The sequence below is a fragment of the Microcystis sp. M31BS1 genome (assembly GCF_020245285.1).
Classification (GTDB): Bacteria; Cyanobacteriota; Cyanobacteriia; order Cyanobacteriales; family Microcystaceae; genus Microcystis; species Microcystis panniformis.
Window position 1 is genome coordinate 1 of the sequence record NZ_JADBVE010000206.1, and the last position, 11747, is coordinate 11747.

The following is an 11747-nucleotide window of genomic DNA, read 5'->3' on the forward strand; positions in this document are numbered from 1 at the left end:
ACTCTTGTTCCCCACTTAAGCCCAACTATCGGCACTATTCGTTCATTAAACACTAATTGTCAAGATGCCATGTAATCTTTCCTATCAAAGTAATTTCAGTTCCGGTGCTGATTCGGAGCATCTTTCAATTTGACAACGCCAAAAATGGGTTCTTCGTTACTTGGTATGGTTCTATAGGGTGGCATAAATCGACTAAATCCTTATCTGGTAAGAGACTTAATTGATTAGAACGTAGGTTGGGTTGAAGTATGAAACCCAACGCCCGCATGGGTTACGCTACCGCTAACCCATCCTACAAATAATTGTGCCTCCCTACTTAGTTAGTTATAAATAGTTGACTAGACAAAAAATGTCGATATAATAAATGGTTATGCGGTAACTCTCGCTATTTTTAGCCTTGATTGTAAACCCTAGATAGTTTAATTGATCGCCCCTTAAGAAAATGGCAATACAAACAACCTTTGCAGAGATTCTAGAAGCAGCCGAGCAACTTCCCCTTGAAGATCAAGAAAATCTCATTCATATTTTACAGAATCGTCTTCGAGATCAAAAAAGAACAGAGTTGATTAGAGATGTTCAAGAAGCTCAACAAGAATTTGCACAAGGTCAATGTCAACCCCTGACACCTGAACAAATCATGGAGGAAATCCTTGCGTGAATTTTGTTTTATTACGCTCGAATATATTTATTAGAAATGCTCGAAAAATTGTGAAAAAACAGGCTTTTTTAGTTCAAAATATCCAAGAAACTTTAGCTTTATTATCCGTAGATCTATTTCAACCTCGATTAAGAACACACAAATTAAAAGGGGAGCTTAAAGACTCTTACGCTTGTAGTTTGGGCTATAATTTAAGAATTGTCTTTAAATTCGTTGAATATGAGCAGAAACAGGCAATTCTTTTAGAGTCAATTGGGACTCACGATGAAGTTTATTAGTGCGGATGATTATTGCGCTCAGTTTGCAGAAACCGAACCAGAATCAAGATAAAAACCTAAGATGCCTCATTAACAGATATTTCAGCTTTTTTGAGCGCAATTTGCCATTCTAAGTCAGCTATTTCTCGATCGAGTTCGGCAATTTCACTATTAACTTGCTTTAAATCGGCGATAATTTCTTGTTTACTGCGTTTTCTACCGTAGATAGCCAGTTCATCCTCTTGTAATTTCTCAAGGATAGAGTCTAGGGAAGCGGTTAAATCGGCCGAGGGACTATCCATAATACCTAAACGCATTAAGACCTGTACCGCTTTGACAACGTCTTGCTGATAAGCTTCTCTAGAGGGGTAATCTTGGGGGTTTTTGAGATTTAAAGCGTCAATGATATTCATATTCCATCTTATGAAGGTTAAATGCGAAACTGTGATTAGGTCACACTTATATACCTCAAGTTTCTGAGAAATTCCCTAACAGGGATTGCAATATCTTTTATTTTAGAGTAGAAATGATTGATTGTCAGTAGCGGTTATTGCTTTACAACAATTAAAAATTTTTGTCTGTTACAATTTATACAAAATGCTCTGGGATTACCCCGACTGAAAACTCAAATCCGATTAGTGATCACTGATCACTGATTGCTGATAAGATTGTTACGAAAATATAAACACGAAATTCTATAGTTAGCCATGACCCAAAACGGAAGCTCGAAGTCGATCGTAGTCTCTCCCTCGATCCTATCGGCGGATTTTAGTAAATTAGGAGCCGATATCGAGGCTGTGGATAAGGCAGGAGCCGATTGGATTCACGTTGATGTGATGGATGGTCGTTTTGTCCCGAATATCACCATTGGACCCCTGATTGTCTCCGCTATTCGTCCCTATACGAAAAAACCTTTAGATGTGCATTTAATGATCGTGGAACCGGAAAAATATGTGGCTGACTTTGCGAAAGCGGGTGCTGACATTATTTCTGTTCACGCTGAACATAATGCTTCTCCCCACCTCCATCGTACTCTTTGCCAAATCCGCGAACTCGGTAAACAAGCGGGTGTGGTATTAAATCCCTCCACTCCCCTAGATTTAATCGAATACGTGCTGCATTTGTGCGATTTAGTCCTAATTATGAGCGTTAACCCCGGTTTTGGTGGCCAGAGTTTTATCCCGGAAGTTGTCCCCAAAATCCGTCAATTACGCCAAATCTGCGATGAAAAAGGCTTGGATCCCTGGATTGAAGTGGATGGCGGCTTAAAACCGGCTAATACTTGGCAAGTTCTCGAAGCGGGCGCTAATGCGATTGTAGCAGGTTCGGCGGTATTTAATGCCCCCGATTACGCGGCGGCGATCGAAGGTATCCGTAACAGCAAACGTCCCCAACCTCAATTAGCCACCGTTTAATTGCCGCGGGGGTGGGTTAGCTGTTGACTAATTATCTTGCTATTCGCACTAACCCACTCTGCTGATTTGTTCTAAAACCTGCCGCCATAAACCGGAATTAGAGACGGCTAAAACTTCGCTAGAATCAGCTTTTAGGGGATTACCTGACCAATCGCTAATTATTCCGCCCGCACCTTCAATAATCAGGATTAAAGCACAAAAATCGTAGTATTTTAGGTCTGATTCTAGGATTACCATCGGCATGGCAGTGCAGCCAGTGGCTAACATCATATAGTTATAGCAATCACCCCCAAAAGCGGTACGTTTACAGACGCTTTGCAGCTGACGAGCGATCGCTTGTTGTCGTTCTGTGATAAACATTAAGGGAGTGGTGGAGACTAAACAGGCATTTTTTAAGACAAGTTCCCGATCTTGACGGTAGGGATTAACAATCATCTGGTTATTATAAAGACTCGCTTTTCCCTTCACTCCTAACCAGCGATCGCCTAAAATCGGTTGATCGACAATTCCTAAAATCGGTTGATTTTCTGCCACTAGGCCGATTAAAGTCCCAAAAATCGGTAATCCCTTGACAAAAGAGGATGTGCCATCGATCGGATCCAATACCCAATAACGACCACTTTGGGAGGGAATATTGGCTCCTTCTTCCCTAATAACCCCATCTTCAGGCAATTCTCGCCGAATAATTGCCACCATTGCCTCCTCAGCTTCTTGATCGGCGATTGTTACTATTGAGGAAACTTGATCGAGTTTTGTCTCGGTTTCTAGATCAGGCTGCCGAAAATAGCGCCGGATAATCTCTCCAGAAGCGTCCGCTAATTGATGAGCTAGTTGGATAGTGCGATCGATATTCATGAGGGGAAACAATACAGCAGAATTTAGAAGACAGGAGACAGGAGACGGGAGTAGGGAGTCTGGGGAAGTGGGGGAGTGGGGAAGTGGGGAAGTGGGGAAGTGGGGAAGTGGGGAAGTGGGTAAGTGGGGAAGTGGGTAAGTGGGGAAGTGGGTAAGTGGGGAGATGGGGAAGTGGGGAAGTGGGGAAGTGGGGGATTTAGCGGAAATTTGCCTATCACCCTAAATCCCTATTGCCTCTTGGATAGTGCGAGCGATGTTCATCAATAAAAGTTATCCATACAGGAAAACAATAATGTTTATTTATGGGAAAGGGGAGATGGGGAAGTGGGGAAGTGGGGGAAATTTGCCTATCACCCTAAATCCCTATTGCCTCTTGGATAGTGCGATCGATGTTCATCAATAAAAGTTATTCATACAGGAAAACAATAATGTTTATTTATGGTAAAGGGGAAGTGGGGAAGTGGGGAAGTGGGGAGATGGGGAAGTGGGGAAGTGGGGAGATGGGGAAGTGGGGAAGTGGGGAGGTGAGGGATTTAGCGGAAATTTGCCTATCACCCTAAATCCCTATTGCCTCTTGGATAGTGCGATCGATATTCATCAATAAAAGTTATCCATACAGGAAAACAATAATGTTTATTTATGGTAAAGGGGAAGTGGGGAATTGGGGAAGTGGGGGAAATTTGCCTATCACCCTAAATCCCTATTGCCGCGTCGAACCTAGAACTATCAATGGGTAACAGCTTGATTTTGACTCCATAATTAAATTAGTCAACGATCGACTCAATCTCAAGACGAGAAAAAATTAATCTATTAGGAGTTTAGCTGATGACGGCTTTTACGGAAAATGACCTAAAAAGGTTAGAAAATCTGATTATCAATGGACAAAAAGCGATCGAAACTCGTTTAACCTCTCTGGAGAATGGACAAAAAGCGATCGAGAATAGCGTCGGAGAGATCAAAAGAGAAATTCAGGTCTTAGAGATAGGACAGACGGAAATTAAGGGAGAAATCAGGACTTTAGACGCAAAAATCACCGGTTTAAATGAAAGAGTGAAACTCATCGAGGCATCCGTGGGAAAAATTCCCGATTTAGCTGAAAAAATTTGGGAGGTATGGATGTGACTGCTTTTGTGGGTGGGGTAATTGGTTGGTTGATTCGGGGAAAATAAAACTAGGCAATGTAACATAGTATTAAGCATTTGTATCTTTTTATTAATTTTTATGGAACAGACAGCTTTAAATCTGATCGCAATTACCGTTTTTTCGATCACTCTTTCCGTATTTGTCACTCCTTTGCTGTCTATTTCGCCTTTTGTCCCCGCTTTAGCTACTTTTAGCCTCTTGGGATTAGTTACCGTCGATACTCTCACCTTTAATAACCGGGGTGTGACTTTACTACTGGATGCTCTTTCTCCTAGTAAACACCGTCAAAGAGTTATTCACCACGAAGCCGGACATTTTCTCACCGCTTATATTTTGGGCATTCCGATCGCCAGTTATAGTTTGACCGCTTGGGAAGCCTTTCGTCAAGGCCAGGAGGGAGTCGGCGGTGTTCAATTTGAACTAGCAGATTTAGAGCAAAAAGTCAAGAACTTTACCGATTTTCCGGCTTTTTTAGAGAGAATTTCTACGGTGTGGATGGCGGGAATTGCTGCCGAAACCTTAGTTTATGGTAAAGCAGCAGGGGGAGAAAGCGATCGATTTTATCTGCAATCGGCCTTAAAATTAGCGGGGGTCCCTGAGAATAATTATGCCCAAAAAGAGCGCTGGAGTTTATTACAGGCAAAAACTCTTTTAGAAAAACAACAGACTGCCTATCAAGCTTTAGTGATAGCTATGGAAAAAAGGGCAAGTGTGGAAGAATGCTGTCGGGTGATTAGTGAAAGTTTAGTATAACGGGAAAAGTAATCAGGGATGAATTTGATGATTTCCCCGTTAAATTATCAATCCGAGCAGCGATTAGCTTTAATTGTGCGCGGAGCAGTACAAGGGGTCGGTTTTCGTCCTTTTGTGTATCGATTAGCAACGGAATTAAACCTAACTGGTTGGGTGAGTAATACAGCAGCGGGAGTTTTTATTGAAGTCGAGGGCAATCGAGACAAACTAGAAACTTTTTTGACTCGATTATCTTTAGAAAAACCACCTCAATCCCTAATTGAAAATATTGAGACTCAATGGTTAAATCCCGTCGGATATCAAAACTTTAGCATACGCCAGAGTAGCGGTGGTGAAAAAAATACAATTGTTCTGCCGGATTTAGCCACTTGTCCCGATTGTTTAGCCGATATTTTTGACCCGAATAATCGTCGTTATCGCTATCCTTTTACTAACTGCACTAACTGCGGTCCTCGCTACAGTATTATCGAGAGTTTGCCCTATGATCGCAGTGCCACAACTATGAGGGGTTTTAATCAGTGTCCCGAATGTCAAAGGGAATACGAAAACCCTCTGGATCGCCGTTTTCATGCCCAACCGAATGCCTGTCCTCGTTGCGGACCCCAAATTAGTCTTTTAGATAGTCAAGGAACTGTATTAGCGGAAAAAGATCAAGCTTTAATCGCTACTGCTAGAGCAATTGAACAGGGAAAAATTATGGCGATCAAAGGATTAGGAGGATTTCACCTAGTCGTCGATGCAAGAAATACGGAAGCAGTGCAAAAATTGCGACAACGTAAACAGCGACCGGATAAACCTTTTGCCGTGATGTATCCTAATCTTGACTTAGTGAAAAACCACGGTTATGTATCTTCTTTAGAATCGCAATTATTGCAGTCTCCTGCAGCGGCAATTGTCCTGATTAAACAGCGAAAAAATTATCTTTCTGCTGCCGTTTCTCCGGGTAATCCCTATCTAGGAGTCATGTTACCCTATACTCCCCTACATCATCTTTTATTAGCAGAATTAGGCTTTCCGATTGTGGCAACCAGTGGTAATCTAGCCGATGAACCTATCTGTATCGACGAAAAAGAAGCTTTAGAAAAATTGGTAACTATCGCCGATTTATTTCTAGTTCATAATCGTCCCATCCTTCGACCAGTGGATGACTCTATTATCAGGGAAATGGCGGGAAAAGCGATGATTTTGCGCCGTGCGCGGGGATATGCTCCCTTTCCAGTTAAAGTTAATGAGGGAGATTTTCCCCCGATTATGGCCGTGGGAAGTTATTTTAAAAATACCGTGGCTATCTACCAAAAAAATCAAGTTTTTATTAGTCAACATATCGGCGATTTAGATACAGTTAATGCTGTCAATCACTTTGAAAATATTCTCGATAGTTTAAAAAAAATATACGAGTTTGCACCCGAAGTTATTGCCTGTGATGCTCATCCTGAATATCTAGCAACCAAGTACGCTTATAGCTTAAATTTGCCCGTTATTCCCATTCAACACCATTACGCTCACGTTTTATCCTGCATGGCAGAACATCAGCTACAACCTCCAGTTTTAGGGGTTGCTTGGGATGGAACAGGATACGGTTTAGACGGCACAATTTGGGGGGGAGAGTTTATCCATATCACTGCCGATTCTTGGCAGCGAGTCGCCCATTTTAAACCCTGGCTATTACCTGGAGGAGAAAAAGCGGTTAAAGAACCCAGACGAGTGGCTTTAGGATTACTAGAAGTTATGGAAAATACCGATAGGATAAAATCAGCTTTTAGTGAACAGGAATGGTCGATTTTTAGGCAAATGTTAACAAAAAAAATTAATTGTCCTTTAACTTCTAGTGTCGGGCGTTTGTTTGATGGTGTGGCGGCGATTCTAGGTTTATGTTATCAATTAAGTTTTGAGGGACAGGCAGCAATGCAGTTAGAATTTGCCCTTGATGGCATTAAAACCGAGGAATATTATCATTTTTCTTTATCCGCTGACTCCCCCATAGTTATTGATTGGAATCAGATAATTTTAGGAGTTGTTGAGGATTTAGAAAAACAAGTACAAATCGGCATAATTGCCGCTAAGTTTCATAATAGTTTAAGTGAGATTATTGTAGAAATTGCTCAGAAAATAGGTAGAGAAAAAATTGTCTTGACGGGAGGCTGTTTTCAAAATCGTTATCTGACGGAAAGAACAATTAATCGCCTACAAGCTTCAGGATTTCAACCCTACTGGCAGCAAACTGTTCCCACTAATGATGGTGGTATTAGCCTCGGTCAAATTATCGGAGCTTTTTCTAAACTTAAACAGTTCTAGATAGGACAAAATTAACTTCTTGGTTAGGATAGGCAAGAGGCAAGGGGTTCATCTCACATTTGCAGAAATACCGACAATCAGCAATTATCAGTGACCCTTAAATTATTACAGACATATCAGCAGCTGCCTGTAAGCATCCCACCGAAAAACTAATGCGCTCCAGGGTTTGGGTAGGGTTGATTCATGAATCAACCCTACTATAGAGTTCTTGCATAATTAATTCTTGAGAGTGCAAAAATGAGATGCACCCAGAGGTAAGAGGTAGTTATAAGCGTTAAAGATAAACCACAGAGACACAAAGAACACAGAGAGCCGATTTTTTTCTAGAATGTTGGGATGGTCGAAAATTGAGATTTTAGCTTAAACGATGCCACTCAACGATTTTATTGCCTACTTTCAAAATAATTGCTTGACCTAAACCCAGTTCTTGTGTCACATTAACTAGATGGGCGAAATTTTGATGAGTGATTGCTAGTCCCGGCAAACAGGCTAGAAAATCGAGACAGAGAACCGTAGAAAATTCCCAAGTTTGTCGGTAAACACGGCAATTATCCGGTAAAAAAGCCACAAGAGTGCGAAAATGACTCAAAGCGGCTTTCTCAAAATTGGCGCTAGTGCAGTCAAAAGACGAGTGCTGATAGCTCATAAAAACTTTGCCTGATAGGGAAAGAGCAGGGTTTCCCTCAGACTAGCACTTCCCTTCTGGGGATCACCTTCCCTTTAGAATTTCTCAATAGACTGGCAAATCCCCCCAGAGGAGTATTCTTACCCGCGAACAAATTGCTAGAAGCTAGGTTTCTTCCCGGAGATAGTGTACCTTAGATATTGATGTCCTTCCGGCTGGCAAGATAACCTGTAAATTTCCCCACTCGTCCCTAGAACGTAGGTTGGGTTGAAGCATGAAACCCAACCCCCGATCATGTTACGCTACCGCTAACGGCTCTTCTGGTTTCTGTGTGGAAACGAGGTCTATACTGATAGTTTATTCCGCCAAATAGCACTAAAAGTCTTGCCTGATAAGCATTTCACGATTCCATAAGCAAAAATTATCACACAAAGTCGAGAAGAGCCCGCTAACCCATCCTACAAATAATTGTACCTCCCTACTTAACCTGTAAATTTCCCCACTCGTCCCCAGCGATAAAAGGCTGTATTTAGTCAAAAATCAAGTGTTGACTTTAATGCCAAACTTGCCTAATAAAAAATGATGACAGCCTCAAGTTGCCGCTTAACTAATTGACTACTTAACTGATAACTGGTAACTAAGATTATGAATAATGCAATTGTCAAACCGAGAGATGTACAAGTAGCACCGATTGCCGTCGATACTTTTGTCTTTCGTTCCCGCACTTGGGACCGGTTAAAATTCGAGATCGAATATGGATTACAAAAGGGAACCACCGCCAATAGTTATCTGATTAAAGGTGAAAAGGTCGCTCTTTTTGATCCACCGGGGGAATCATTTTCGGCCATATTTTTAGAGGCTTTAACTAAAAGAATCGATCCGAAAACTATTGATTATATTATCCTCGGTCACGTTAACCCCAATCGTGCCGTCACCCTCAAGGCACTTTTAGAAATCGCGCCTCAAGTCACTTTTGTTTGTTCTAATCCGGGGGCAATTTCCCTGAAAAAAATTCTCGAAACCGAAGCATTAAATCTGTTGGTTGTCAAGGGGGAAGAAATATTAAATTTAGGAGCAAACCATCAATTAGAATTTATCCCCACTCCTAACCCCAGATTTCCCGATCAACTCTGTACTTACGATAGCAAAACCGATATTCTCTACACCGATAAATTATTCGGAGCGCACGTTTGTGGCGACCAAATTTTTGATGAGGGTTGGAGCGTTTATAACGAAGATCGGCGTTATTATTTTGATTGTCTCATGGCTCCCTATGCCAGCCAAATTAGCAACGCTTTGGAGAAATTAGCCGCTAAATCGCCCTTATTTTATGCCGTTGGTCACGGTCCTCTGGTGCGTTACGGGATGCACGAATTGACCCTTTCCTATCAACAATGGTTAGCAGTACAAAAGTCCCAAGAGTTGACAATCGCCCTGATTTATGCTAGTGCCTACGGCAACACCGCCACCCTCGCTCAAGCGATCGCCATGGGGATCACGAAAGCGGCAGTAGCAGTGACGGCGATTAATGCCGAGTCCGCTGAACCAGAAGAGATCAAAACGGCGATCGAAAAAAGTGTCGGTTTTATCTTTGGTTCCCCCACTTTGGGAGGACACGCACCGACTCCCATCCAAACCGCCTTGGGGATTACCCTGTCCAATGGCGATAAAAGCAAGCTGGTGGGGGTTTTTGGCTCCTACGGTTGGAGTGGTGAAGCGATCGATCTTTTGGAAGGTAAATTCCGGGATGGCGGTTATCGCTTCGGTTTTGAGCCAATTCGGGTTAAATTTAAACCCACGGAGGCAATTTTAAAGACCTGTGAGGAAGCGGGAACCGATTTCGCTCAAGCAGTCAAAAAAGCTCGCAAAAGCAGACAACCAAAAACTAATGTTAACCAATCCCAAAGCGATCGGCGATCGCAGGCCCTGGGCCGTTTGGTGGGTTCTCTGTGTATCGTCACCTGCGAATTGGGAGAATTGCGCGGCGCCATGTTAGCCTCTTGGGTATCGCAAGCGACGTTCACTCCCCCCGGATTGACTATTGCCGTGGCGAAAGAACGAGCGATCGAGTCTCTGCTTTATAGCGGTACGCCTTTTGTCCTTAATATCCTCCAAGAAGGTCAACATTTGGCTTTAATGAAGCATTTTCTTAAACCTTTTACTCCAGGAGAAGATCGTTTCGCTAATATCGAAACCACTAAAGCTGAGAACGGTGGGCCGATTTTGGCCGAAGCGCTCGCTTATCTGGAATGTCGGGTAGAACAACGAATGGAGTGCGGTGATCATTGGCTGCTTTATGCGATCGCAGAAAAAGGCAAGGTTTTACACCAGGGTTTAACCGCCATCCATCATCGCAAATCTGGCAGTTATTATTAACTCATGGTGACGGGCAAGGGATCGCAAAAAATAAGGGTTTCGGCTGATCCCGAAAGTGAACAATACTCTCCCCTATCCTTCTGCTACTGTTTGTAAAACAAGATCAATAAATTTCTGGCTGTAGTATATGCCTTGTTGTTGCATCGTTTCTATGTAAGGTTTGACTGCAGCGATCTTTCCCAACTGTTTTGCTTTAATTAAAATACCGATCGAACCTGTAATTGGAATATTGAGAGATTTACACACCTGACGAGCAGCTAATTCATCGATAAGCACTAAAGAGGCTTTTTGTTCTAGTGCAAGGACGATGACTTCTGATTCTCCTCGATCTAGAGTCGGTAATAGTAAGGAAACCTGCTGTTGAGAGGCGATTTCTCGGACAGAAATCCACTGTTCTCGTAATAGATCGATCGAGCCAGTTTTGTCTTGATCGTAAGTGCTGATTTCAAGAGCTACTGCCTTAGGAATAACGATGCTTTTAACTATTTCTTGTAAAAGACCGAGTTGACCAATTCGCGCAAAAGCGATGAGGGGAGTAGCGTTACTTACAATCATCAGGCTCCAGTTTTTCTATTCCCTTTAATTCAACCGCTAACGCCGATTCGTCATAATCGAACAATACAATCCCTTTTTTAGACAAAATATCCATAAATTCTAGGCGATTAATTCTCGCTAATTCCGCCGCTTTTCCTAAAGAAAGTCGCTTTTCTTGAAAATAATAAATAGCGGCCAGAAGTTTAATTTCTTGACCGAGTTCATCAATTCCTATTTTTAAAGCGGCAAGAACATCGGGAGAAAATTCTAGATTTAATATTTCATTTTTCATTCTAAGTACCTAGTTAAAAATAAAGTTAACTTTAGAGACAAGGGAACTCCGGAACAGGGAACAGAAGGGTTTCTGACTTTTTTTAAGATGTCTCTTAATTATTACAGCTTACAGCGTTTCTCATAAAGATGAAGTATAATTTGATTTGGCATCGTCTCCTGACTCCTGATTGAGGTGATTAAACCGCACAGTGCGCTATTATAGCAGCGGGCAGAAGGCAGAAGGAAAATCCTTGCCAGAACTGAATTTTAGCGATTTAGGTTGTCCTAACCAACTCGTTCTCTGCTATAAGTCTTATTAAGGGGGTGTTAGACCGATGCAGGTGAGATAGTGGCAGCAATTCTCATTTTGAAACGATTTTGCCTTGTTTCAGCGATCTAGAGATTCGTTAAGAATTTTAACCCCTCTATACTTTAGACGTTCATAATCTGAGATTTATTAAACTTCTGAAATCGTAGAGTCAGCAAGGAATCCAGTTCTTTTTTATGTTTCAAATGGGCATCATTCAAACATTCATAAATGGCTGAAGAAAAGTCAGAAAAGT

The 11747-nt window shown here is 42.0% G+C and carries 13 protein-coding genes and 1 pseudogene; 8 read left to right on the forward strand and 6 right to left on the reverse strand.

Annotation, left to right across the window (positions count from 1 at the left end; translation table 11 throughout):
• Positions 1-442 precede the first annotated feature (442 nt).
• Both IM509_RS12045 and IM509_RS12050 read left to right on the forward strand, forming a co-directional pair.
• The gene (locus IM509_RS12045) at positions 443-658 is read left to right on the forward strand and encodes a hypothetical protein (RefSeq protein WP_185237115.1); all 216 of its coding nucleotides are present in this window, start codon (positions 443-445) and stop codon (positions 656-658) included.
• Complete coding sequence (locus IM509_RS12050) at positions 655-936, forward strand: type II toxin-antitoxin system RelE/ParE family toxin (RefSeq protein WP_185237114.1); 282 nt, start codon at positions 655-657, stop codon at positions 934-936. Before IM509_RS12045 ends, IM509_RS12050 begins: the two co-directional genes overlap by 4 nt.
• 56 nt (positions 937-992) lie before the next feature.
• Here the strand turns inward: IM509_RS12050 and IM509_RS12055 are convergent, their stop codons facing one another.
• A complete protein-coding gene (locus tag IM509_RS12055) occupies positions 993-1328 on the reverse strand; it encodes a hypothetical protein (RefSeq protein ID WP_052276313.1) in 336 nt (111 codons plus the stop codon).
• Positions 1329-1622: 294 nt separating this feature from the next.
• Here IM509_RS12055 and rpe point away from each other — a divergent pair, with 294 nt between their 5' ends.
• Positions 1623-2330 carry a ribulose-phosphate 3-epimerase gene (gene rpe, locus IM509_RS12060; protein ID WP_002736739.1) on the forward strand — a complete coding sequence of 236 codons (708 nt, stop codon included), beginning with the start codon at positions 1623-1625 and terminating at the stop codon, positions 2328-2330.
• A gap of 48 nt (positions 2331-2378) precedes the next feature.
• Here rpe and hisN read toward each other — a convergent pair whose 3' ends face one another.
• Positions 2379-3185, reverse strand: coding sequence for a histidinol-phosphatase (gene hisN / locus IM509_RS12065; RefSeq protein WP_185237113.1), 807 nt, complete (start codon positions 3183-3185; stop codon positions 2379-2381).
• 460 nt (positions 3186-3645) lie between these two features.
• Here hisN and IM509_RS12070 point away from each other — a divergent pair, with 460 nt between their 5' ends.
• From IM509_RS12070 to hypF, 4 genes are all read left to right on the forward strand, one after another.
• Complete coding sequence (locus IM509_RS12070) at positions 3646-3789, forward strand: hypothetical protein (protein ID WP_185237717.1); 144 nt, start codon at positions 3646-3648, stop codon at positions 3787-3789.
• A gap of 221 nt (positions 3790-4010) precedes the next feature.
• A complete protein-coding gene (locus IM509_RS12075; protein WP_272079322.1) occupies positions 4011-4307 on the forward strand; it encodes a hypothetical protein in 297 nt (98 codons plus the stop codon).
• A gap of 99 nt (positions 4308-4406) precedes the next feature.
• On the forward strand, positions 4407-5081 hold the full coding sequence (locus IM509_RS12080) for a hypothetical protein (RefSeq protein ID WP_002766973.1): 675 nt from the start codon (positions 4407-4409) through the stop codon (positions 5079-5081).
• A 27-nt stretch (positions 5082-5108) separates the two neighbouring features.
• Positions 5109-7376 (forward strand): carbamoyltransferase HypF, encoded by a 2268-nt coding sequence (gene hypF, locus IM509_RS12085; RefSeq protein ID WP_221634883.1) that lies wholly within the window; start codon positions 5109-5111, stop codon positions 7374-7376.
• Between the two features lie 355 nt (positions 7377-7731).
• On the opposite strand, the gene IM509_RS12090 is transcribed toward hypF, so the two are convergent.
• Positions 7732-8022 carry a hypothetical protein gene (locus IM509_RS12090; protein WP_052276315.1) on the reverse strand — a complete coding sequence of 97 codons (291 nt, stop codon included), beginning with the start codon at positions 8020-8022 and terminating at the stop codon, positions 7732-7734.
• A gap of 624 nt (positions 8023-8646) precedes the next feature.
• On the opposite strand from IM509_RS12090, the gene IM509_RS12095 reads away from it, so the two are divergent.
• Entirely contained in the window at positions 8647-10377 is a 1731-nt protein-coding gene (locus IM509_RS12095; RefSeq protein ID WP_072925998.1) for a diflavin flavoprotein, read from the forward strand.
• 72 nt (positions 10378-10449) lie between these two features.
• Here the strand turns inward: IM509_RS12095 and IM509_RS12100 are convergent, their stop codons facing one another.
• From IM509_RS12100 to IM509_RS12110, 3 genes and pseudogenes are all read right to left on the reverse strand, one after another.
• On the reverse strand, positions 10450-10932 hold the full coding sequence (locus tag IM509_RS12100) for a PIN domain-containing protein (RefSeq protein WP_002766976.1): 483 nt from the start codon (positions 10930-10932) through the stop codon (positions 10450-10452).
• Positions 10919-11203, reverse strand: a complete 285-nt coding sequence (locus IM509_RS12105) for a UPF0175 family protein (RefSeq protein WP_002754799.1) — start codon at positions 11201-11203, stop codon at positions 10919-10921. The genes IM509_RS12100 and IM509_RS12105 overlap by 14 nt, the downstream gene beginning before the upstream one ends.
• 413 nt (positions 11204-11616) lie before the next feature.
• A pseudogene (locus IM509_RS12110) lies at positions 11617-11747 on the reverse strand (IS630 family transposase); the annotation flags it as partial.

Excerpts from the sequence above, each read along its gene's own strand:
- IM509_RS12045 (WP_185237115.1), top strand. The coding sequence starts at position 443 with ATGGCAATACAAACAACCTTTGCAGAGATTCTAGAAGCAGCCGAGCAA.
- IM509_RS12055 (WP_052276313.1), bottom strand. The coding sequence starts at position 1,328 with ATGAATATCATTGACGCTTTAAATCTCAAAAACCCCCAAGATTACCCC.
- rpe (WP_002736739.1), top strand. The coding sequence starts at position 1,623 with ATGACCCAAAACGGAAGCTCGAAGTCGATCGTAGTCTCTCCCTCGATC.
- hisN (WP_185237113.1), bottom strand. The coding sequence starts at position 3,185 with ATGAATATCGATCGCACTATCCAACTAGCTCATCAATTAGCGGACGCT.
- IM509_RS12075 (WP_272079322.1), top strand. The coding sequence starts at position 4,011 with ATGACGGCTTTTACGGAAAATGACCTAAAAAGGTTAGAAAATCTGATT.
- IM509_RS12080 (WP_002766973.1), top strand. The coding sequence starts at position 4,407 with ATGGAACAGACAGCTTTAAATCTGATCGCAATTACCGTTTTTTCGATC.
- hypF (WP_221634883.1), top strand. The coding sequence starts at position 5,109 with ATGATTTCCCCGTTAAATTATCAATCCGAGCAGCGATTAGCTTTAATT.
- IM509_RS12090 (WP_052276315.1), bottom strand. The coding sequence starts at position 8,022 with ATGAGCTATCAGCACTCGTCTTTTGACTGCACTAGCGCCAATTTTGAG.
- IM509_RS12095 (WP_072925998.1), top strand. The coding sequence starts at position 8,647 with ATGAATAATGCAATTGTCAAACCGAGAGATGTACAAGTAGCACCGATT.
- IM509_RS12100 (WP_002766976.1), bottom strand. The coding sequence starts at position 10,932 with ATGATTGTAAGTAACGCTACTCCCCTCATCGCTTTTGCGCGAATTGGT.
- IM509_RS12105 (WP_002754799.1), bottom strand. The coding sequence starts at position 11,203 with ATGAAAAATGAAATATTAAATCTAGAATTTTCTCCCGATGTTCTTGCC.